Annotated in this window: 18 protein-coding genes and 1 tRNA gene; 10 read left to right on the top strand and 9 right to left on the bottom strand. The window is 67.6% G+C overall.

Features of this window, described 5'->3' with window-relative positions; all coding sequences use genetic code 11:
* Window positions 1-36: 36 nt before the first annotated feature.
* Complete coding sequence (locus BLQ70_RS19930; protein ID WP_091860346.1) at window positions 37-1,011, bottom strand: KpsF/GutQ family sugar-phosphate isomerase; 975 nt, start codon at window positions 1,009-1,011, stop codon at window positions 37-39.
* A 150-nt stretch (window positions 1,012-1,161) separates the two neighbouring features.
* Here BLQ70_RS19930 and BLQ70_RS19935 point away from each other — a divergent pair, with 150 nt between their 5' ends.
* Window positions 1,162-2,697, top strand: coding sequence for an outer membrane beta-barrel protein (locus tag BLQ70_RS19935; RefSeq protein WP_091860349.1), 1,536 nt, complete (start codon window positions 1,162-1,164; stop codon window positions 2,695-2,697).
* Window positions 2,698-2,804: 107 nt separating this feature from the next.
* Here BLQ70_RS19935 and BLQ70_RS19940 read toward each other — a convergent pair whose 3' ends face one another.
* On the bottom strand, window positions 2,805-4,646 hold the full coding sequence (locus tag BLQ70_RS19940; protein ID WP_091860352.1) for a M3 family oligoendopeptidase: 1,842 nt from the start codon (window positions 4,644-4,646) through the stop codon (window positions 2,805-2,807).
* A gap of 205 nt (window positions 4,647-4,851) precedes the next feature.
* On the opposite strand from BLQ70_RS19940, the gene BLQ70_RS19945 reads away from it, so the two are divergent.
* The 3 genes from BLQ70_RS19945 (at window position 4,852) to BLQ70_RS19955 (ending at window position 10,323) form a co-directional block, all read left to right on the top strand.
* Window positions 4,852-6,345, top strand: coding sequence for a sigma-54-dependent transcriptional regulator (locus BLQ70_RS19945; RefSeq protein ID WP_091860355.1), 1,494 nt, complete (start codon window positions 4,852-4,854; stop codon window positions 6,343-6,345).
* 105 nt (window positions 6,346-6,450) lie between these two features.
* On the top strand, window positions 6,451-8,358 hold the full coding sequence (locus BLQ70_RS19950; protein ID WP_139163597.1) for a L,D-transpeptidase family protein: 1,908 nt from the start codon (window positions 6,451-6,453) through the stop codon (window positions 8,356-8,358).
* Window positions 8,359-8,535: 177 nt separating this feature from the next.
* The gene (locus BLQ70_RS19955) at window positions 8,536-10,323 is read left to right on the top strand and encodes a peptidoglycan L,D-endopeptidase MepK (protein ID WP_244512103.1); all 1,788 of its coding nucleotides are present in this window, start codon (window positions 8,536-8,538) and stop codon (window positions 10,321-10,323) included.
* A 3-nt stretch (window positions 10,324-10,326) separates the two neighbouring features.
* Here the strand turns inward: BLQ70_RS19955 and BLQ70_RS19960 are convergent, their stop codons facing one another.
* Both BLQ70_RS19960 and BLQ70_RS19965 read right to left on the bottom strand, forming a co-directional pair.
* Window positions 10,327-10,935: a glutathione S-transferase family protein gene (locus tag BLQ70_RS19960; protein WP_091860361.1), complete on the bottom strand. Its 609-nt coding sequence runs from the start codon at window positions 10,933-10,935 to the stop codon at window positions 10,327-10,329.
* Between the two features lie 78 nt (window positions 10,936-11,013).
* Complete coding sequence (locus BLQ70_RS19965; RefSeq protein WP_091860364.1) at window positions 11,014-12,006, bottom strand: LysR family transcriptional regulator; 993 nt, start codon at window positions 12,004-12,006, stop codon at window positions 11,014-11,016.
* Window positions 12,007-12,191: 185 nt separating this feature from the next.
* Here BLQ70_RS19965 and BLQ70_RS19970 point away from each other — a divergent pair, with 185 nt between their 5' ends.
* The gene (locus BLQ70_RS19970) at window positions 12,192-12,779 is read left to right on the top strand and encodes a nitroreductase family protein (RefSeq protein WP_091860367.1); all 588 of its coding nucleotides are present in this window, start codon (window positions 12,192-12,194) and stop codon (window positions 12,777-12,779) included.
* Between the two features lie 263 nt (window positions 12,780-13,042).
* Here the strand turns inward: BLQ70_RS19970 and BLQ70_RS19975 are convergent, their stop codons facing one another.
* Window positions 13,043-13,285, bottom strand: coding sequence for a DUF2312 domain-containing protein (locus BLQ70_RS19975; RefSeq protein ID WP_061971296.1), 243 nt, complete (start codon window positions 13,283-13,285; stop codon window positions 13,043-13,045).
* 292 nt (window positions 13,286-13,577) lie between these two features.
* Between BLQ70_RS19975 and BLQ70_RS19980 the strand changes: the two genes are divergently transcribed.
* The 3 genes from BLQ70_RS19980 to pyk all read left to right on the top strand — a co-directional run bounded on the left by BLQ70_RS19980 (window position 13,578) and on the right by pyk (window position 16,908).
* The gene (locus tag BLQ70_RS19980; RefSeq protein ID WP_091860778.1) at window positions 13,578-14,852 is read left to right on the top strand and encodes a glycerate kinase type-2 family protein; all 1,275 of its coding nucleotides are present in this window, start codon (window positions 13,578-13,580) and stop codon (window positions 14,850-14,852) included.
* A 2-nt stretch (window positions 14,853-14,854) separates the two neighbouring features.
* Window positions 14,855-15,295, top strand: coding sequence for a DUF1036 domain-containing protein (locus tag BLQ70_RS19985; RefSeq protein WP_091860370.1), 441 nt, complete (start codon window positions 14,855-14,857; stop codon window positions 15,293-15,295).
* Window positions 15,296-15,468: 173 nt separating this feature from the next.
* Window positions 15,469-16,908, top strand: coding sequence for a pyruvate kinase (gene pyk / locus BLQ70_RS19990; RefSeq protein WP_061971293.1), 1,440 nt, complete (start codon window positions 15,469-15,471; stop codon window positions 16,906-16,908).
* 138 nt (window positions 16,909-17,046) lie between these two features.
* Here the strand turns inward: pyk and BLQ70_RS19995 are convergent, their stop codons facing one another.
* Window positions 17,047-17,700 carry a tetratricopeptide repeat protein gene (locus tag BLQ70_RS19995; protein ID WP_091860373.1) on the bottom strand — a complete coding sequence of 218 codons (654 nt, stop codon included), beginning with the start codon at window positions 17,698-17,700 and terminating at the stop codon, window positions 17,047-17,049.
* 140 nt (window positions 17,701-17,840) lie between these two features.
* Window positions 17,841-17,966, bottom strand: coding sequence for a type B 50S ribosomal protein L36 (gene ykgO / locus BLQ70_RS20000; protein WP_038363015.1), 126 nt, complete (start codon window positions 17,964-17,966; stop codon window positions 17,841-17,843).
* A gap of 244 nt (window positions 17,967-18,210) precedes the next feature.
* Here ykgO and BLQ70_RS20005 point away from each other — a divergent pair, with 244 nt between their 5' ends.
* Together BLQ70_RS20005 and BLQ70_RS20010 are read left to right on the top strand one after the other, a co-directional pair.
* Window positions 18,211-18,420 carry a hypothetical protein gene (locus BLQ70_RS20005; RefSeq protein WP_091860376.1) on the top strand — a complete coding sequence of 70 codons (210 nt, stop codon included), beginning with the start codon at window positions 18,211-18,213 and terminating at the stop codon, window positions 18,418-18,420.
* Window positions 18,421-18,681: 261 nt separating this feature from the next.
* Window positions 18,682-18,758, top strand: a tRNA-Arg gene (locus BLQ70_RS20010).
* Window positions 18,759-19,200: 442 nt separating this feature from the next.
* Here the strand turns inward: BLQ70_RS20010 and BLQ70_RS20015 are convergent.
* Both BLQ70_RS20015 and BLQ70_RS20020 read right to left on the bottom strand, forming a co-directional pair.
* On the bottom strand, window positions 19,201-20,592 hold the full coding sequence (locus tag BLQ70_RS20015; RefSeq protein ID WP_091860379.1) for an aspartate aminotransferase family protein: 1,392 nt from the start codon (window positions 20,590-20,592) through the stop codon (window positions 19,201-19,203).
* Window positions 20,593-20,627: 35 nt separating this feature from the next.
* The gene (locus BLQ70_RS20020; protein ID WP_425284621.1) at window positions 20,628-22,136 is read right to left on the bottom strand and encodes an NAD-dependent succinate-semialdehyde dehydrogenase; all 1,509 of its coding nucleotides are present in this window, start codon (window positions 22,134-22,136) and stop codon (window positions 20,628-20,630) included.
* Window positions 22,137-22,245: the final 109 nt, after the last annotated feature.

Below are 22,245 nucleotides of genomic sequence, written 5' to 3' on the forward strand. Positions count from 1 at the left end.
TTTAGATAGCGCTCTGCTTCCAGCTTGCAAGTCCGATCAGGCCACGCCCATCGCCAGCAGGTCATGGACATGGACGAGCCCGGCCGGGCGGTCTTCGGCATCGACCACGATCAGCGCCGTGATCCGGCTGCGGTTGACCAGTTCCAGCGCCTCGACCGCGAGGGTGTCGAGACCGACGCGGCGCGGATTCACCGTCATGATATCGCGCGCCCTGAGCGAGACCCCACCGCCCATCGCTGCCTTGCGACGCAGATCGCCGTCGGTGACGACACCGGCGAGCTTGCCGTTCAGGTCCATCACCACGGCACAGCCGAAACCCTTGTCCGAGATCATCGCAATGACGTCGGGTAGCAGCGTGTCCAAACCGATCAGCGGCAAATCGGCACCACGATGCATGATGCTCTCGACGGTCTTGAGCTGTGCACCAAGCTTGCCGCCGGGGTGGTAGACGAAGAAATCCTGCCGCGAGAAGCCGCGCGCCTCCAGCAGCGCCACGGCGAGTGCATCGCCGAGCGCCATCTGCATCGTCGTCGAGGTCGTCGGCGCGAGCCCGTTCGGACAGGCCTCCGTCGCCTTCGGCAGGACGAGCGCGATATCGGCTTCCTTGCCCAGCGTGCTCTCGGCATTGGCGGTGATGGCGATCAGCCCGACGCGGAAGCGGCGCGTGTAACCGACGAGTGCTGCAAGCTCCACGGCCTCGCCCGACCAGGACAATGCGATCACCACATCCTCGGGCTGGACCATGCCGAGATCGCCATGGCTCGCCTCAGCCGGGTGGACGAAATGCGCGGGCGTCCCGGTCGAGGCCAGCGTCGCCGTGAGCTTGCGCCCGACATGGCCGGACTTGCCCATGCCGGAGACGATCACGCGCCCGCTCGAGCCCCGGATCATCGCCACGGCCTCAGTGAAAGGCTGGCCCAGCCCATCCGCCAGGGCGGCATGGAGTGCATCGAGCCCGGCGCGCTCGGTGGCGATGGTGCGGAGGGCGGAATCGCGGATATCGGCTGTCATGCCGCGCGCTGTAGCACGGCGCCATCAGTCATTTCCACCGCCTGTCGACGCAGTCGACCAGTGTTGACGGCTCCTTAACCCTGTTCGTTCTAACTCCATTAACCATGCGCGAGATCCGCGCGCCCCGTCTTCTGGAGCCCTGCGACGCCCGTGTCCGGCCGCGCGACGACCCTGCTTCTGTCCGGAACGGCTTTGGCCGGGCTTGCGCTCGCCCATACGGCGGCGCAGGCGCAGCAGATGCCGCGCGGCAACCTCAGGACCGGCACGCCGGCTTACGTCGCGCAGCAGCCGGCAGCTCCCCAGCCCGATCTGACGCCCGCCACCGCCGAGCCGGAAGCCGTCCGCGACCCCGCCGGGCTGGTCCAGCGGCAGGGGTCGGCGGTTTCGGGGCAGCAGCCGCCGCGCGCCAGCCAACCGATCCAGGCGCCGACGCTGCGCGGCGTCACCCAGCGCCAGTTCCGCGCGCCACCGCCCGCTGTCACGGTGCTGCCACCGCCACCACCTCCCGCTCCCCCGCCGCCCCGGCGCCGCCCGGCGAGCGAGGAAGACCCCTATGCCGCGCTCGGCATCCGGATCGGCTCGGTCACCTTGCGTCCCTCGGTCACCAATTCGATCGGCTACGACACCAATCCGCAGCGCACATCGGCGCCGGGCACCAAGGGCTCGGCCTATAGCCGCCACGAAGGCGAACTGGCGATCCAGTCCGACTGGAACGTCCACGAGCTCAAGGGCCAGCTGCGCGGCGGCTACCTCGAATTCTTCCGCAACAAGGACGCCTCCCGTCCCGATGCCGAGGGCAATCTCGACCTGCGTCTCGATGCGACCCGCGACACCCGCATCCTCCTGGAATCGCGGCTCAAGCTCGACACGCAGCGACCGGGCTCGCCGGACCTGACCGCCAACGTGACCGGCCGCCCGCAGATCTACCAGTATGGCGCCTCTGCCGGCGTCACGCATGACATCAACCGGCTGCAATTGACGCTGCGCGGCTCGGTCGACCGCAGCGACTACGAGGATGCCCGCCTGTCAAACGGTGCAATGCTGTCGCAGAAGGACCGGAACATGACCCAGTACGGCCTGCGCCTGCGCGCCGCCTACGAGGTCACGCCCGGCTTCAAGCCCTTCGTCCAGGCCGAGATCGACCAGCGCGACTTCGACGAGAAGAGCGATTCGAGCGGCTATCGGCGCTCCTCGAACGGCGTGACCGGGCGCGTCGGCTCGACCTTCGAGATCAGCCGGCAGCTCACCGGCGAGATCTCGGGCGGCTATCAGGACCGCAAATATGATGATACGCGCCTGAAGAACCTGCGCGGCTTCGTCGGCGACGCCGCAGTGCTGTGGTCGCCGACGCCATTGACCACGGTGACGCTGCGCGGCGGCGCCGAGCTCGGCGACACCACGATCGCCGGCTCGTCGGGCACGACCGTGCGGCGCGCGACGCTGGAAGTGGCGCATGCCTTGCGCCGCAACCTCACCGTCACCGGCTTCACCAATTTCAGCCGCACCGAATATGACGGCCAGGGCCTGCGCGAGGACTACACCAATGTCGGCGCGCGGCTCGAATACAAGCTGACGCGCACCTTCGCCGTGCGCGCGAGCTTCACCCATGAGCGCCTGAACTCGACGGCACCGGGCTCGGATTACACCGCGAATGTCTCGCTGGTGGGGCTCAGGGTGCAGTTCTAGCAGCCACCGTCATGCTCGCCCTTGTGGCGAGCATCCATGTCTTGATCACTACCTTCGACAGCGAAGACGTGGATGGTCGAGACAAGCCCGACCATGACGGTAAGCGTCTACTCCATCCCTTCCAGCTCGATGATCATGCCTTCGATCATCCGGAGCCCGATCTGCCAGAAGCCCGGGTCCTTCGCATCGAGCCCAAAGGGCGCCAGCAGCTCGCCATAAGGCTTGCTGCCACCGGCCGAGAGCAGCGCGAAATAGCGCTCCTGGAAGCCCTCGGCGGCATTCTGGTAGACGCCGTAGAGCGAGTTCACCAGGCAATCCCCGAAGGCATAGGCATAGACGTAGAAGGGCGAATGGATGAAGTGCGGGATGTAGCACCAATAGGGCTCGTATCCGCTCGACAGCCGGATCGCCGGGCCGAGACTCTCGGCCTGCACGCTCATCCAGAGCTCGCAGAGCGCCTCCGGCGTCAATTCGCCCTCGCGGCGGGCCTCATGGACCTTGCGCTCGAAGGTATAGAAGGCGATCTGGCGCACGACCGTGTTGATCATGTCCTCGACCTTCGCCGCCAGCATCGCCTTGCGCTGCTTCGGGTCGGAGGTCGTATCGAGCAGCTTGCGGAAGGTCAGCATCTCCCCGAAGACGCTTGCCGTCTCGGCGAGCGTCAGCGGCGTCGGCGCCATCAGGGCCCCGTTCGGCGCCGCGAGCACCTGATGCACGCCGTGCCCCAGCTCATGCGCCAGCGTCATCACGTCGCGCGGCTTGCCCTGGTAGTTCAGCAGCACATAGGGATGCGCGGATGGCACGGTCGGGTGAGCAAACGCGCCCGGTGCCTTGCCGGGACGCGGCGGCGCATCGATCCAGCGCTCGTCGAAGAAGCGCTTCGCGATCGCCGCCATCTCCGGCGAGAAGGCGCCATAGGCCGAGAGCACGGTCTCGCGCGCCTCGGTCCAGGGAATCGTGCGCTGCTCGACCTGCGGCAGCGGCGCATTACGGTCCCAGAAATCCAGCTCCTCGCGGCCGAACCACTTCGCCTTCAGGCGATAGTAGCGATGCGACAGGCGCGGATAGGCCTCGCGCACCGCGGCGACGAGAGCGTCGACCACTTCACGTTCGACTCTGTTCGCGAGATGGCGCGAATCCGCGACATCCTCGAACTTGCGCCAGCGGTCGGAAATCTCCTTGTCCTTGGCGAGCGTGTTGGTGATCAGCGCGAAGGTGCGAAGCTCCTTGCGGAACACCGTGCTCAGCGCCTCCGCGGCCTTGCGCCTGACCTCGCCATCGCTGTCCTGCAGCTTGTTGAGCGTGAGTTCGAGCGTCAGCTCCTCGCCATCGACGGTGAAACGCAGCGAGGCGATGGTCTCATCGAAGAGCCGGTTCCAGGCTGCCGCCCCCGTCATCGATTTCTCGTGGAACAGCGCTTCGATCCGGTCGTCGAGCTGGTGTGGCTTGTCCTTGGCGAGGTCTTCGAGCCAGGGCTTCCAGTGCGAAAGCGGCGCCTGGCCTGCGACCTTCGCCAGCAGGTCCGGCTCGATCCGGTTCAGCTCCAGCTCGAAGAACAGGAGTTCGGTGATCGCGGCGTTGAGCTTGTCCTGCGTGTCGCCATAGAACTTGGCGCGCTGCGGATCGGTGGTATCGCCGGAATAGACGAGGCCGGCATAGGCGCCGATCCGGCCGAGCCGATCGCTCAGGCCTTCATAGCTCTTGACTGCTGCGGCCAGCGCCTCGCTGCCGTCAGGCGCGGCAGCGAGGTCCCCGAGCTTGCCGCGATAGCGGCCGGCCAGCGCCTGCGCCTCGGCAAGCCCGCGCTCCAGATCGCCCTTGAACTCCTGTGATTCGATGCCGGGATAGAGATGGGTCAGGTCCCATTCCGGCAGGTCGCCGGTAGCCTGGACCGATTTCGCCGCCCCCGCCTTGGTGGCGGAACGCCGGACGGTTTCATGAAAACCCATTCGCTCGATACCTCCGCGCACTAAAACAAGCCCATCCATAGGCCGGCACGGGCCCGGGGATCAACGGCGGCTGTTCGTCACCCCGACGACCGGCCCCGGCTTAAACCCCCGCTTAACTCTTCTGGCCGACCATGCCCCAGAACGGAACAGGCGATTCCGCCGACGCCCAAGATTTCTTTCATATTGCCCGGGCCTTCGAGGTGCCATGACCGACACCGTCCTCATCGTCGACGATGATCCCGTCCAGCGCCGCCTGCTCGACGCCATGCTGAAGCGCTTCGGCTATGACGTCGCGACTGCCGAGAACGGCGAAGCGGCACTTACCCTGCTCGGCGCGCCCGAAGGCGAGCGCTTCAATGCCGTCGTCCTCGATCTCAACATGCCCGGCCTCGACGGCATGGGCGTGCTGGCGGCGTTGCGTGAGCGCGGCAGCGAGCTCCCCGTCATCGTCCAGACCGCCAACGGCTCGATCGAGACCGTGGTCACCGCGATGCGCGCCGGCGCCGTCGATTTCGTGGTCAAGCCCGTCGGCGCCGAGCGCCTGCAGGTCTCGCTGCGCAATGCCCTCAAGCTCGGCGCGCTCGAACACGAATTGCGCCATATCAAGCGCCGCGCCTCGAACACGCTGGGCTTCCGCGACCTCGCCACCAAGAGCCCGGACATGGCCCGCGTCGTCCGGCTGGCGGAGCGCGCAGCGAAATCGAACATCCCGATCCTGATCGAGGGCGAGTCGGGCGTCGGCAAGGAGGTGCTGGCGCGCGCGATCCAGGGCTCCAGTGACCGCAAGGGCAAGCCTTTCGTCACCGTGAATTGCGGTGCGATCCCGCATAACCTCGTCGAATCCATCCTGTTCGGCCACGAGAAAGGCGCCTTCACCGGCGCGACCGAGCGTCATCTCGGCAAGTTCGTCGAGGCCAATGGCGGCACGCTCTTCCTCGACGAGGTCGGCGAATTGCCGCTCGACGCACAGGTCAAGCTACTGCGCGCCATCCAGGAGGGTGAGGTCGACCCCGTCGGCGGCAAGAAATCGGTGCGCGTCGACATCCGCCTGATCTCGGCGACCAACAAGAGCCTGCTCGATCAGGTGAAGCGCGGCGAGTTCCGCGAGGACCTGTATTACCGCCTCAACGTCTTCCCGATCACGCTGCCGCCCCTGCGCCAGCGCCGCGAGGACATCGTCGATCTGGCGCGGGGCTTCCTCGCCCGCTTCGCCGCCGAGGAAGGCCGCAAGCTCACAGGGTTCACGGCCGAGGCGGCCGCCCTGGTCACCGGCTATGACTGGCCGGGCAATGTCCGCCAGCTCGAGAACGCCGTGTTCCGCGCCGTCGTCCTGGCCGATGGTCCCGAGCTCGACATCACCGAATTCCCGCAGATCGCCGCGCAGATGGACGGCTACGAGGTCCGGATTCCGCCGGCCCCCGCTCCGCTGGCCCGCATCGACCAAGGCGAGCCACCGCCGCGCATCATCCAGATGCCGGTGCGCGACCCCAATGCCCTCGACATGGTCGCCGGCTCCGACATGCGCAAGCTCGACGATCTCGAACGGGAGATCATCACCTTCGCGCTCGCGCATTACCGCGGCCATATGTCCGAGGTCTCGCGCAAGCTCGGCATCGGCCGCTCGACGCTCTACCGCAAGCTCAAGGATTACGGGCTGATCGAGAGCGAATCCAACGGCGACGAAACCGACGCGGCCTGAGCTGCAACGAACCGAATGGGGCGGTCTGTTGCACCGCCGCATCTTGTCTCAACCAACCGAGTCACGCAGAACTGGCGTCATTCGGCAGCAATCGGGATAGCGACCATGCGTCCTCGCCATTGGGCGAAACTGACCTCGGCATCCGCCTTGGCCATCATCCTGGGATGCCTCCCGCTCCGCGCCGAGACCCCTGCCGCAACCGATGCAACGCTCGGCATCCCGCTGCCCGAGCAGCCGGAACTCAGGCTGTCCGACGTCGCGCCATCGACCGCCCCGGCGCAGGCCGCGACCGCGCCTTCCGCTGACGCCGAGATCGTCACCGGTACGGTCACGACCGGCAACCGGCCGCTGGATCCGGCCAGACAGGATGCCGCCGCCCCGCTCGATAGCGAGGAGCCGCTCACGCTCGATATCCCCGCGGTCGAGATGCCGGCGGCCGATCCGGCCCTGACCCCCGTCGTCAAATCCCCCGAGCCGGTCGAGACCGCCCCGCAGCCTGGCCCGCTGCGCACCGTCGAGCCGCTGGTGCCGCTGCCGGAGATGCCGAAGGTCGTCGTCGAGGTACCGCCGGGTTCCGAGTTTGCGGCAGCCGTCGCAGCCGCCCTGCCGGATGCGCTGACGCTGCGCCGCCTCGGCGAGCGCGAACGCAATGAGATCGTCGCCGCCTATCAGGCCAATGAGAACCGTCCTTTCTGGGTCGGGAGCAAGGGCTGGAACGAGGCCGGCAAGCTTATCGCGACGCAGCTCGGCCGCGCCGCCGAGGACGGCCTGCGCCCGAACGACTACCCCCTCCCCGTCTTCGAGGCGAGCGACAAGGCCAGGCTCGCCGAGGCCGATATCCGCCTCTCCGCGCTGGCCGTGCTCTATGCGCGCGACGCCCGCGGCGGCCGCCTCAACCCGCGCCAGCTCTCCAAGCTGATCACGCCGACGCTCTACCTGCCCTCAGCGACCGAGGTGCTCTCGGAGCTCGCGGGCGCCGCTGACGCCGACGCCGTGCTCGCCGCCTACAATCCGCCCCACGAGCAGTACCGCCGCCTCAAGGCCAAGCTCGCGGAGATGCGCGAGCATCTCGACGACACCCCGCTGGTTCGGATTCCCGCCGGCCCGCCGCTCAAGCTCGGCATGCGCGACGAGCGCGTGGCGCTGGTGCGCGCGCGTCTCGGCCTTGGGCCCAGCGAGGAACCGGTCTTCGATCGCTCCACCGCGCTGGCCTTGGCCGATTTCCAGAAGAAGGCCGGCCTGCCGGCCAACGGCATCCTCAGCGAGCGCACGCTGGCCGCGCTCGGCAAGCCCGCGAGCGCGCGTGGCGAGGAGGACATCATCGCCCAGATGGAGCGCTGGCGCTGGCTGCCGCCCGATCTCGGCACCGACCACATCATCGCCAACGTGCCGGAGATGCGGGTGCGCGTCATCCGCTCCGGCAAGGTCGTGCACGAGACCCGCGCCATCATCGGCAAGCCGGATTCGGCGACGCCCATCTTCTCGCACAAGATGGACCACGTCATCGTCAACCCGTCCTGGTACGTGCCGCCCTCGATCCTGAAAAAGGAATTCCTGCCCGGTCTCGCAGCCGATCCGAACTATGCCGCCAAGCGCGGCTATATCGTCACCCGCACCAAGAGCGGCGGCATTTCGGTGCGCCAGCCGCCGGGCGAGCGCAACGCGCTCGGCTGGATCAAGTTCATGTTCCCGAACGAGCACGCGGTCTATCTGCACGACACGCCCAACCGTCGCCTGTTCGCTGGGGAAAGACGGGCGCTCAGCCACGGTTGCGTGCGCGTCGAGAACCCGTTCGCGCTGGCCGACCAGGTGCTCGGCCCGGAATGGACGCATGAGCGCCTGAAGCGCCTGATCGGCAAGGGCGAGCGTCGGATCAACCTGCCGCAGCCGCTACCGATCCACCTCGTCTACAACACCATCGTCGTCGGCGATCATGGGCAGATCCACCGCTTCGACGATGTCTACGGTTTCCACAGGCTGGTCAGGCAGGCCCTGGAGCATCAGGGCGGTTGAATGGGGGCCCGCTCGCGGCGGGCTCCATTTCGCCATGATCCCTCTTTAGCCACCTTGCCTGGGAAATTCTTGGCGCGGCGATTGCCGGCTCGCTAACGAGTCGTTAACGCTTCTCCGCAACTGTTCGTTCACGTTTACTACGCCGCTTCGGCGGGGCACCGAGACGGGTCAGACAGATTGGGCAGGACAACCGCCACGCTTGCAGGATGCGCGCCGTCCGGCACGAAGCCAGCCGCGCGACATGCGCTGGCGCTCGGCCTGGCCCTGGCCGCATCGCTCATCGGCGTCCGCGGCACGCAGAACGCGGTCGCCAATGGCGACACCCGCACCATCACGATCCAGCACATGCACACGAAGGAAGAGACGACCGTCACCTTCAAGCGTGACGGTCGCTATGATTCGGCTGCGCTGGAGAAGCTGAACTGGGCTTTGCGCGACTGGCGCACCGACGAGCCGACCCGCATGGATCCGCGGCTCTTCGACGTGATCTGGGAAGTCCAGCGCCAGCTCGGCTCCGAACAGCCCTTCCATGTCGTGTCTTCCTATCGCGCGCCCGGCACCAACGCGATGCTGCGTCGCCGCTCGCGCGCCGTCGCCAAGCACAGCCAGCACATGCTCGGCAAGGCGCTGGATTTCTACCTGCCGGATACGCCGACGGCCCGCATTCGCGAGGTCGGCATGCGGCTCCAGCGCGGCGGCGTCGGCTTCTATCCCAACGCACACACGCCCTTCGTCCATCTCGATGTCGGTTCGGTCAGGTCCTGGCCGCGCATGACCCGCGATCAGCTCGTGCGTCTCTTCCCGGACCAGAAGACCGTGCACCTTCCGGCCGACGGGCAGCCGCTGGCCGGCTACGATCTCGCCAGGGCCGAGATCCTCTCCGGCGGCGGTGCCGTTGCCGGCTATGCCACCGCCGATCTCGACGAAGGCGCCGTCATCGCGTCGGGCCGCAAGAGCCTCTGGGCCTCGCTGTTCGGCGGCGACGACGAAGAGGCCGATGCCCGCCCGGCAGCGCGCGGCCGGCGCGGTGCGCCGCGCCAGCAGCCGACGGTCATGGCCTATGCCAACACGGGCTACAACGACGGCAATTCGGCGGATGGCGGCCGCTTCGCCGTCGCCATGGCACCGGCTGCCGACCCGGTGACGCGCGAGCGCTCGCAACGCCTGGCCCCGCGGATCACGACGGCGCCGCCGCAACAGCCCCCCGCCCCGGAACCCGCGCCCCAACCGGCCATGGCCGCTGCCGCACCGCCGCGCGCGCAGGAGAACCGGCCGCAGCTGATCGATGCGCCACTGCCGCTGGCGCGGCCGCGCGGCCTGCCCGTGCCCGCCGATGACGGCGCTCCCGTCCAGATTGCCGCCCTGCCTTCGGCCGGCGGCGCGCTCGCCTTCGCCCCGCAGCCCGACCAGAAACTGGTGCTCGCGTCCCTGCCGCCGCGCCGCCCCGGCGAGGTCGCCGGCCCGAGCGAGATCGTCGTGGCCGGCCAGCCCACCAACGCCCCGCTGCCGCCGATGCGACCGACGGCCCTGGCCGATGCAGCCATCGCTTCGCTGCGCGGCACCGGCGCTCCCGAATCACCCCTCGCCCAGGCCTCCGAAGGGCGCCTCGTCACCGCCTCGCTGCCACCGGTGCGCCCGCGCGAGGGCGGCGTCAGCTTCGCGACCGCGACTCAGCGCTCCGTTCCGGTCCCGGAAGCGGAAGAGCCCGAGGACGCGGCCGACATGGACCGTGGCGGCTTGAATTCCCTGTTCGCTGCGGTCTCCCGCACCGGCAGGGCGCCCGGCAAGCCGGTGAATGTCGCGACAGCCCGCGCCCGCGCGGCCGGACCGTCGGGCGCTCCGATCGCCGGCCCGAGCCCGGCGGCAGCGCTGGGCTTCAGCCATGCCGACCCGCTCGACGCCAAACCCGGCACCTTCACCGGCCCGGCCGTCCGCCCGCTGCCGACGAATTTCGTCCAGAACTGAATTCTATTCCCGGTCGATCGGCCAGGTCTTGAACACGTCCAGCGCCTCGCAGGCACGCGCCTGCTCGGCCAGGGCCGGCCAACGCTCCTCGGGGGCGAATTCCGGGATCACGAAGCGGCAGAAGCCCCAGGCGATGGCCGCGGCGATATCGCTCGGCAGCAATTCCGGCCCGGCCGTCAGCTCGCCCTCCCTGGCCGCCGCGTCGAGCAGGTCGAGCGCGACGTGCAACTGGGTGACGATGCGCTCCTGCCACGGCGCATAGCGCTGTGCCTCCGGGCGCTTGCGCTCGTATTCGATCGAGACCGCCTTGTCGGCGGCGACGATGCCGATGCCGGTCAGCGCCAGATCGCGCCGCCGCGCCACGCCTTCGATCGGGCGCAGCGAGCGGCCGGCGACATCCTCGAAATGCTGGATGATCAGCAGGGATTCGCTGATGGCGATGCCGTCATCGGTCACCAACGTCGGCGCCTTGATCAGCGGATTGATCGCCCGGAATTCCGCCATGTGCCGGAACACCGAGACCGAGCGATGCTCGAACGGCACCTCCAGCAACGTCCCCGTGATCGCCGCGCGGCGGACATAGGGGCTATCGAGCATTCCGACGAGCAGCATCGCGACCTCCGTTTCAGCACGGCGGCAGAGTGCCGAAACCCCGCTACAAAGCCACGCGAATTCGCGTGATGCGCGGGATCACGCCGCTTGATGCTCGCGGGCGGCAGCTGGCGTGAGCTGTTCGCTCAGCGGCTCGTCCAGCCTCAAGCCCCGCTGATGCGCCTCCATCTGGCATGGATCCCAATAAGGCGTGCCGCCGAAACGCTCGACCAGCAGGTCGATCAGCACCCGGACCTTTCCGGGGACATAGGCGCCGGGCGGACGCACGACATAGAGCGCCCGCGTCGGCATCGGATAATCCAGCAGGATCGGCTCGACAGCGCCGGAACGGATCGCATCCGAGGCGATGAAGGTCGGCAGCACGGTCAGCCCGAGCCCCGCCACGGCCCAGGACAGCAGCGTGTCGCCGCTGTCGGAACGCATGCGCCCGGGGGGCCGCACCGTGATCCAGCGTTTCCCGGTACGGAATACCCAGTCCTGGTCGTTCATGCCGCTATAGAGCAGGCAGTCATGATCATTGAGATCGGCGGGAATCGCCGGACGGCCGCGCCGCGCGAAATAGGTCGGGCTGCCGACGACCGTCGCGTGGACCGGCGCGATCTTCCGGGCGATCAGGCTGGAATCCTTGAGCGAGCCGATCCGGATCGCGGCGTCGAAGCGCTCGCCGATCAGGTCGACATAGCGGTCGCTCGCCTGCACATCGATTTCGAGCCGCGGATAGAGCTGCGCGATCTCGCCCAGCAGCGGCGCGACATGCCTGTTGCCGAAGGTCATCGGCATGGCCAGCCGCAACCGCCCGGCGACGCCGCCGGCCCGCTGCGCCACCGCCTCCCGCGCCTCGTCGAGCTCGGCCAGGATGCGCTCGCTGCGCCCCTTGAATTCGAGCCCGGCCTCGGTCGGAGCAACCCCGCGCGTCGTGCGGCTGAGCAATCTTGTGCCGAGCTCCTCCTCCAGCCGGCTCACGCGCCGGCTGACGATCGATTTCGCCACGCCCAGGCTCTGCGCCGCCCGGCCGAAACCGCCGGCATCGACCACGGCGATGAAGCTTCGGATATCGTCGAGCTCCGCCATCGGCGTTCCTCCGTCAGCAACAGTCTGGTGCCCATTATGAGGGTTCTGATGCGGGAAGTGAACCGCTACCTCTCCACCATCAGATATCGAGCCCTGCTTTCGCCGAAAGGCGCACGGGGCCGGGTTCGAAAAGCCGACCCGCCTCCTTGGCTTGCCGGCGACACGCATTCAAGGACGAGGAAGACATGCTCGACAAACTCAAGAAGCGCCGCACGCAATACGCTCTCGGCAAGAAGCTGCCGGTTTCCGAAGCTCAGGTGGATGGCTTGGTCAGAGAGGCGATCCGCCTGTCGCCCTCCAGCTTCAATTCGCAGAGCTCCCGCGCCGTCATCCTCTTCGGCAAGGAGAGCGACAAGTTCTGGAACATCGCCAGGGAGGCGCTCCGCGCCATCGTGCCGGCCGCCGATTTCGAGGGGACGAGCAAGAAGATCGACAGCTTCGCGAGCGGGGCCGGGACGGTGCTGTTCTACGAGGATCAGGAGCCGGTGCAGACGCTCCAGACCAATTTCCCGCTATACGCGCACAACTTCCCGATCTGGTCCGAACATTCGACCGGCATGGCGCAGTTGGCGGTCTGGACCGCGCTTGCCGATGCCGGCATCGGCGCGAGCCTGCAGCACTACCATCCGCTCGTCGACGCGGAGGCCGCCAAGGCATGGAACATCCCGGCATCCTGGAAGCTCACCGCCCAGATGCCTTTCGGCTCCAACGAGGCCGGCTTCGCGGAAAAGACCTTCATCGATGATGAAGTGCGCTTCCGCACCCACGCCTGACCGAGACTGGAAACGCTTGGCGCAGGGCTTCCGAGTCAACGCCGTCGCCCGACGCTCATTCCAACGAAAAGCCCCGCATCGGGAGACCGATGCGGGGCTTTTTCATGCCTGTTCGATAGCCTCTGAGACTGCTTGGCAACTCGCTGCGGTGAGGCGAATGGCGGTGTTTTCGAGAACCGGAGCGGAGCGTACCTTAGTACGTGAGCACCGGAAGCGCAGAAAACGCCGTCAGTCGCCCACCGCAGTAGAGGTGCGAAGCGGTCTCAGGCGGTTTCGCCAACGGCCTGCAGGTAGAGGTCGAGGATCGCTTCCTCTTCCTTGCGCTCGTCGAGATCGCGCTTGCGCAGCGCCACGACCTTGCGCAGCACCTTGACGTCGTAGCCGGTGCCCTTGGCCTCGGCATAGACCTCCTTGATGTCGTCGGCGATCGTCTTCTTCTCTTCCTCGAGCCGCTCGATGCGCTCGACGATGCTCTTCAGCTGGTCGCCAGCAACCGGATCGTCCATCTGATAACCTTCTCGGTACGAAATTGGCCGGCAGCGTTCGCCCGGATCGGGCCCGCCCGTCAAGACTGAACTGGCCTTCGCCCCGCCGATCTCAACAGTCCTGATGCCGCATCGCAGCAACCGACCGTTCGGTTGGCAGCGAGGTCCGTTCAAAAAGTATGATTACATCGCCAGACGGCTGATGACGCCGCCACGCGCCCGACCTACAAGGAAGCGAACAGGCTCGCCGCTAAGCGGCACAGAACGCAGGGAGTCGCGGGGCGTGCCGCAGTCCATCACCACGATCGGAACGATGCGCGCGACCGCACGCGCGATCTTCGATGCCGCCGTCGCCCGCGCCCATCCCTCGGGCTGCCTGCCGCAACACCTGCCCTCAGCCCCCGCAACCGGGCGCCTGATCCTGCTCGCCGCCGGCAAGGCCGCCGGCAGCATGACGGCACTGGCCGAAGCGCATTATCTCGACCAGGGCTTCCCGCGCGAGCGCCTGTCCGGCCATGCCGTCGCCCGGCACGGCTACACCGCCCCGACCCGGCATATCCCGATGGTCGCAGCCGGCCACCCTGTCCCCGATCAGGGCAGCATCGACAGCGCCGAACGCGCGCTCGCGCTCGCCACCGCCGCCACGGAAGCCGACCTCGTGCTCGTGCTGCTCTCGGGCGGCGGCTCGGCGAATTGGGTCGCCCCGGCCGGCGGGCTAACGCTCGCCGAGAAACAGGCAGTCAACAAGGCTTTGCTGCGCTCCGGCGCCCCGATCGGCGAGATGAACATCGTCCGCAAGCGGCTGTCGCGGATCAAGGGCGGCCGGCTCGCGCTCGCCGCCGCCCCGGCGCGCGTCCTCACACTCGCCATTTCCGACGTGCCCGGCGACGAGCCGGCCGCGATCGCCTCCGGCCCGACCGTCGCCGACCCCAGCACGACCGCCGAGGCCCGCGCCATCGTCGCCCGCTACGGGCTCGACCTGCCGCCGGCCGCCCGCAACCTGCTCGACGATCCCGCAAACGAGACGCCGAAGCCCGGCCACCCCGCTTTCGCCAACAGCGAATTCCGCATCATCGCCCGCCCGGCCGATGGAATGGCGGCAGCGCGCGCGGCGGCAGAAGCCGCCGGCTATGCGGTGCACGATCTCGGCGCCGATCTCGAAGGTGAGGCGCGTGACGTCGCCGCCGCCCATGCCGGGCTCGCCCGACGCCTGAAGCGGGAGGGCAAGCGCAGCGCCATCCTCTCCGGCGGGGAGCTCACCGTGACCCTGCGCGGCTCCGGCCGCGGCGGCCCGAACCAGGAATATGCGCTGGCGCTCGCGATCGCATTGGCCGGCGAACCCGGCATCGTCGCGCTCGCCGGCGACACCGACGGCACCGATGGCGGCGGCGGCGAGGCTACCGACCCGGCCGGCGCCCTGGTCGATCCCCAGACTTTGGCTCGCGCCGCCGAGATCGGCCTTGATCCCGCCCGATCCCTCGCCGACAACGATTCGACCGGCTTCTTCGAAGCGCTCGGCGATTTGCTGCAGCCGGGACCGACACTGACCAATATCAACGATTGCCGCGTGATCCTGATCGAACCGTGAGAATGCCGGGCTCTCCTCGAACGGTCCTTCCCCTCGCCTTCTGCGCGGCCGCGTTCCTCGGGAGCGTGGCGCCGGCGAAAGCCGATCTGCGCATGTGCAACACCACGTCGAGCCGCGTCGGCGTCGCGATCGGCTATCGCGATGCGCAGGGCTGGATCACCGAGGGCTGGTGGAACATCAGCCCGCGCGGCTGCGAGACGCTGCTGCGCGGCACGCTGGCGGCACGCTTCTACTATGTCCACGCCCTCGATTACGACAAGGGCGGGGAGTGGACCGGCAAATCGGTCATGTGCGTGCGCAACAAGGAATTCACGATCCGGGGCATCGAGGATTGCCTGGCCCGCGGCTATGACCGCGCCGGCTTCTTCGAGGTCGATACCGGCGAGCAGAAGAGCTGGACGATCCAGCTCACCGATACCGGCAGCGGCACGCCGCGGCCCTGACCGGCTTACGCGGGGCTATGGTCTCGGCATAAGGTGACGATCGACGCGAGGCCTGGCCGGGCCTGCGGACAAGAACCGGAAGCGAGGCCCCGGCAACGGGCAGACCGCGCTCCATGATGGATGAAAGGGTGCGGCCGGGGGCGTATGGGCTTGCCGGTCGCAGGGGAAGAGCAATGAAGCGCGAACGCCGGATCAAGATCATCGCCACGCTTGGCCCCGCCTCCGCGACCGAGGAGATGTGCGCAAAACTGTTCGAAGCCGGCGTCGACGTGTTCCGGATCAACATGAGCCACACCCAGCGCGAGACGCTTCAGGAGAAGGTCGCGATGCTGCGCGGTCTGGAGGGCAAGTTCCGCCGTCCGGTCGGCATCCTCGCGGACCTGCAGGGCCCGAAGCTGCGCGTCGGCCAGTTCGGCGGCGACGGCGGCGTCATGCTGGCGAAGGGCGCGCGATTTACGCTCGATTCCGACCCCGCCCCCGGCGATGCCAAGCGCGTCCACCTCCCCCACCCCGAGATCCTGAGCGCGCTCGAGCCCGGCCACCACCTGATCCTCGACGACGGCAAGCTGCGCCTCGTCGTGGAGAAGGCCTCGGACAAGGCTGCCGTGACCAAGGTGTTGATCGGCGGGCGGCTGTCGTCGCGCAAGGGAGTGAGCCTGCCCGACACCACCATTGCCGTCTCGGCCATGACCGAGAAGGACCGCGCCGATGCCGAGGTCGCGGCCGAGGTCGGCGTCGACTGGATCGCGCTCTCCTTCGTGCAGCGGCCCGAGGACATGGCGGACTTGCGCAAGATCGTGCGCGGCCGGGCGCTGGCGCTCGCCAAGATCGAGAAGCCGCAGGCCGTCGCGCGCATGGAGGAGATTATCGATGCCTCCGATGCGATCATGGTCGCGCGCGGCGATCTCGGCGTCGAGATGCCGCTGGAGCAGGTGCCGGGCACGCAGAAGCGCCTGACCCGCATGGCCCGCCTCAAGGGCAAGCCCGTCGTGGTCGCCACCCAGATGCTGGAAAGCATGATCACGAGCCCGGTGCCGACCCGGGCCGAGGTCTCCGACGTCGCCACCGCCGTTTTCGAGGGCGCGGATGCGGTCATGCTCTCGGCCGAGAGCGCCGCCGGCCAGTATCCGATCGAGGCGGTGACGATGATGAACCGCATCGCCGAGGAGGTCGAGGGCGATGCGATCTACCGCTCGATCCTCGAATCGCAGCGCAACGAGCCTGAGGCCACCGGCGCCGACGCCATCGCCAAGGCCTCCCACGAGATTGCGGAGACCCTGAACCTCAAGGCGATCTGCGCCTGGACCTCATCGGGCTCGACCGCCTTCCGCATCGCCCGCGAGCGCCCGAACTCGACGGTGATCGCGCTCACCCCCAACCGCGCCACGGCGCGCCGGCTGACGCTGGTATGGGGCGTGCACGCGATCGTCACCAAGGATGCCAGCGACGCCGACGACATGGCCTTCCGCGCCTGTAAGTTCGCGGTGCGCGAGCATTACGCCAAGCTCGGCGACCGGATCATCGTCGTCGCCGGCGTGCCCTTCGGCACGCCCGGCGCGACCAACATGGTCCGCATCGCCTTCGTCGCGCAGGAGCATGTCGAGAAGGCTTGAGGCGGGAACGTCATTCTCGGGCGAAGCGTAGCGCAGACCCGACAATGACGTTCAGAAGAGGCTTCGTAAGACGCGATCGCCCCTCCGGCATGAGATGCTCGGGTCAAGCCCGAGCATGACGGATAGGGCTACGGGCGCTCAGGCGTCCCGCCCGTCGACCTCGGTCTTCAGCGCATCGACCGCCTTCTTCACCGCGTCGAACTGCGGGTAGATCTCCAGCGCCTTGCGGAAGGCTGCCATCGCGGCCTTGTCGTCGCCCTGCTGGCGTAGGATCATGCCCAGTCCCATCATGGCGCCGTAATGGCGCGGCTCGCGCTTCAGCGTCTCGCCGATATCGAGCATGGACCGGATCGAATCGCCGAGGAGATAAAGCGCATTGGCGCGCTGGTTCCAGGCCTCGGCCCAGTCCGGCTGCAGGCTGATGACGCGGTCGAGCAATTCGATCGCGAGCTCGTTCTGCTTGTCCTTCAGCGCCTGCTGGGCCCGGGTCATCAGCAGATCCGCGGTATCGGAGCCGGAGCGCGCCCAGCGCCGCTGGATCAGCCTGGCGACGCCCTCGGCCTCTTCCTGCGTCTCGGCATCGTGTAGGCGCTGGAACAGCCGCTCCAGCGTCGCCGCCGGGCTGCGTTGCGGCGCAGTCGGCGTCACCGGATTATCCGCCTTGTCGTCGGGCGCGACGATGCCAGGCCGCGACGGTGGCGTGGGCTGGGCCTGGGTCGCGCCGATCGCGAACGGGCCGGCTGAGGCCAGCAGCAGCGCGAAGACGGCAGGCGCGATGCGAAAACGGATCATGGTCGCAACTCTAGCCGCCACTGCCGCCTCGTCAAATCACAGCCGGGCGAGCGCGCAACGCAAAGAGCGGGCACGCCATCGGCGTCCCGCTCTTCAAAACCCCAACCGAGACAGTTGCGCGACCGCAGTCGCGCAGGGTCTCAGCCCTGACGCGCCTTGAAGCGCTTCTGGACCTTGTTGATGATGTAGACGCGGCCCTTGCGGCGCACGAGCTGGTTGTCGCGATGACGCGCGCGCAGCGACTTCAGCGAATTACGGATCTTCATCGTCTCAACTCCATCGGCCTGCCCTTGCGAGACGGGCCGGTCAAAAACCTTCAGTCTGCGACGCGGACCGTAACGATCCTCACCGCCCATGCAATGGTGCGACTGATGCGATGCCGGCTGTATACGGATTTTTCCGTGGATCGCAAGTGTGATCGCAGCCCGGCAAGCAGGAAATCCGCTTTTCCTCCTCTGGAACCTGGACGACAAGATTGCGTTTCGATCCTCGCTCACACGGAGAACCGCCATGCGCCTGCCCCTTCTCGCCTCGATCCTCACCACGACCCTGATGCTCGGCGCCTGCGGCAACACTGTCGAACAACGCATCGGCGGCGCAGCCGTCGGTGCCGGCACCGGCGCAGTCGTGGCCGGGCCCGTCGGCGCCGTCGTGGGCGGCGCGGCCGGCGCCGTCTCCGGTCCCTCCGTCGTGCGCGCCACGCGCCGCGCGACGCGCTGATCCGGCCCAGACCATCGCCCGCAGACCGGCGCTCACGCGCAGCCTGCGGGCACGTCTCAGCGCCCGGCCCGGCTCCTGGCCGACTGCGCCGCTCCGGCGTCACCGCCAGCCAGAACCGCCCCTGTGCGTCGACCCGAACCCGTTCGGAGGGCGATCACAACAATTCGATGACTTCTCGATTTTGAGGGTTGCCAAGACGAAATGGACCGGCTATCTCCCCCGTCATCAGGCCGGACGCAACGCGTCATGACGCTCTGAGACGCGCCCGTAGCTCAGCTGGATAGAGCATCAGACTACGAATCTGAGGGTCAGAGGTTCGAATCCTTTCGGGCGCGCCATTTCCATACATCTCTGTGAACATCGTCGACCGCGAGCGATAGCCCGGCGGCGGTCCGTTCCAGAGACGCTTCATCACCAATACGCGAACGACACCGTCATCGACCTCGAGGCGATCGATAACGACGTGTCGCCGGGGTGATGTTTTCGCGCTTGGTCGACCGAAGCTTTCGCTACCGACGTGATCGAAAGCTGGGGGCGGAGCAGTCTCAAGTCCAATCCAGCGCGCCGACGATCTTGATACCGTCGACGATGCACGCACTGCTCCTTTTGAGCGAGACATCGCTTCTGGCGTCGTGCTCCAGTAGCTGTTCCCCTCAGGATGATGGTGGCGGAACGATCTCCGATCGTTCCGCCACCATCATCCTGAGAGACGGCCACCGACATGACCGATCGCCAGGCACCGGCCCGCTACGGCATCCAGGCTAGGTTTTGCTCGTAGCGCTACAGCGCTTTGACCACCGCTTCCACGGCTCGCTGCGTTGCATCGACAACCTGGTCGGCCTCCTGCCGCGTCAGGCAGAGCGGCGGGGCAAAGCCGAGGATGTCGCCCTGCGGCATGGCGCGGGCGATGACGCCCTGTTCCAGCAGGGCGGCAGCGATGCGCGGACCGACCTTCTGCGAGGCGTCGAAGAAGACGCGATCATCCCGGTCGCGGACGAACTCGACCGCCGCCAGCAGGCCTTCGCCGCGGACCTCGCCGACGTGGGCGTGGCTGCCGACTGCCTCCTTCAGCGCCGCGTTGAAATAGGCACCGACCTCGCCGGCATTGCGCACGAGGTCGAGCTCATCGACCAGCTCGAGATTGGCGACGCCGGCTGCCGCGCAGAGCGGATGCGAGGAATAGGTCCAGCCATGGCCGATCGGGCCGTATTCGTCCGAGCCCTGCTCCAGCACGCGCCAGAGCTTCTCCGAGACGATGACGCCGGAAAGCGGCGCATAGGCCGAGGTCAGTCCCTTGGCGATGGTGATGAGATCGGGCTCGATGCCGTAATGGTCGGAGCCGAACATGCTGCCGAGACGCCCGAAACCGGTGACGACCTCGTCCGCGATCAGCAGGATGTCGTGCTTCTTGAGCACCGCCTGGATCTTCGCCCAGTAGCCGACGGGCGGCGGCACGATGCCGCCGGTGCCGAGCACCGGCTCGCCGATGAAGGCGGCGATCGTCTCAGGTCCCTCGGCCTGGATCAGCTCCTCCAGCTTGTCGGCGCAATGCTGCGAGAACTGCTCCTCGCTCATGCTGCGATCCTCGCGACGGTAGTAGTACGGCGCTTCGGTGTGCAGGACCGGCGCCTTCGGCAGGTCGAAGAGGTTGTGGAAGGCGGCAAGACCCGTGAGGCTGCCGGTCATCACGCCCGAGCCGTGATAGCCGCGCCAGCGCGAGATGATCTTCTTCTTCTCCGGCCGCTTCAGCACGTTGTTGTAGTACCAGACCAGCTTGAGATTGGTCTCGTTGGCGTCCGAACCCGAGAGGCCGAAGAAGACCCGGCTCATGCCCTTGGGCGCGCGCTCGACCACCATTTTGGCGAGCCGGATCGAGGGTTCCGAGCCATGGCCGACATAGGCGTGGTAATAGGGCAGCTTCGCCGCCTGCTCGGCGATCGCGTCGGTGATGGATTTCCGGCCATAGCCGACATTGACGCAGTAGAGGCCTGCGAAGGCATCGAGACTGCGCTTGCCGTCACGATCGACGATGTAAACGCCCTCGCCGCCGGCGATGATGCGGTTCGGCGTCTCGCCACGGGCATGCTGGCCCATATGCGTCGAGGGATGAAAGAAGTGGTCGCGGTCCCAGGCGTCCAGTTCGTTGTCGGTGCGGGCGGGTTGGTCGAGCATGACGGTAATCCTTCGCGAAAGCGGGAAACGACGCCTCAGTTCAGATCGAGGCAGACATATTTGAGGTCGGTGAAGGCCTCGAGGCCGTGGCGCGAGCCTTCGCGGCCAAGGCCGGATTGCTTCATTCCGCCGAAGGGGATCGGCGCGCCGGTGATCTTGACGCGGTTGACCGCGACCATGCCGTAGTCGAGCGCCCTGGCGAGGCGCGCAGCTCGCACACCGTCGCGGGTCACGACATAGGCGACGAGGCCGTATTCGGTGTCGTTGGCGCGGGCGATGACCTCGTCCTCGCCATCGAATGGCGCGATGGCTGCGACCGGCGCGAATGTTTCCTCGCGCATGATCAGCGCCTCTTCCGGCACATCGGCGAGCACGGTCGGCGTCAGGAAGAGCGGGCCGGGCATGGCACGCTCCGGCGTCAATCGCCTTGCACCGTGCACCAGTGCATCCACGATCTGGTCTTCCGCCTTGCGCTTGGCAGCAACGTGCATCAGCGGGCCGATCTCGATGCCATCCTCCAGGCCGGAGCCAACCCGCAGCGCCATGACCTTCTTGGTGAAGGCGGTGCAGAAGCGCTCATAGAGGCCGCGCTGCACATAGATCCGGTTGGCGGCGAGGCAATCCTGGCCCGAGGTCGCGAATTTGGCGTCGATGGCGATCGCGACGGCACGGTCGAGGTCGGCGTCGTCGAAGACGATCAGCGGAGCATGGCCACCGAGCTCCATCACCACGCGCTTGACGGTCGCAGCCGCATTGCGGGCGACGATCCGTCCGATCTCGGTCGAGCCGGTGAAGCTGACGGCCCGCACCCTCGTGTCGGCGCAATAGGTCTCGGCGATCGGCGCGGCCTCGCCGGTGACGATGTTGAAGACCCCGGCCGGAAATCCGACACGGTCGGCGAGTTCGGCCAGCGCCAGCGCCGAGAGCGGAGTATGCGACGAAGGGTGGGCGACCACGGTGCAGCCGGCAGCGAGCGCAGCCGCGGCTTTGCGCGTCAGCATGGCGGAGGGGAAGTTCCACGGCGTGAGCAAGGCTGCGACACCGACCGGCTCACGCGACAGCGACATCTGCGCGCCCGGCAGATGGCTGGTGACGCCCTCGGCATTCACGCGCAGCGCTTCCTCGGCGTAGTAGGCGATGAAATCGGCGGCGTAGGCGATCTCGCCGCGCGATTCCGCCAGCGGCTTGCCCTGTTCCAGCGTCATCAGCAGGGCAAGGTCCTCGGCCGTCGCCAGCATCGCGGCATGCCAGCGGCGCAGCAGCGCGGCGCGCTCCTGCGGCAGCAGCCCTTTCCAGGCTGGGAAAGCCGCCTGCGCGGCATCGATCGCCTGCGTCGCCTCAACGGCGCCGAGCGCTGCGACCTGCGCGACAAGGGCGCCGGTCGCGGGATCGGTCACGGGGAAAGTCTCGCCGTCTCGCGCCGCCGTCCAGCGCCCGCCGATATAGGATAGCTGCCGCAGCAAGCGGCGATCGGCCAGACCGGACAGGCCGGGATGCCCAACCGGCTTGGCGATCGCAGCTTCTCGCCTTGCCGTGCTCGTCATTGCGTTCATGACCATCCTCCCTCGATTGACGACGAGGCTAGGCGGAAGAGTGACGAGACTGTCTTCGAAGTGCCGGCTGCGCGCCGAGACAGTCTCGGAAGTTCAGGGC

The sequence above is a fragment of the Allobosea robiniae genome (genome assembly GCF_900102525.1).
GTDB lineage: Bacteria > Pseudomonadota > Alphaproteobacteria > Rhizobiales > Beijerinckiaceae > Allobosea > Allobosea robiniae.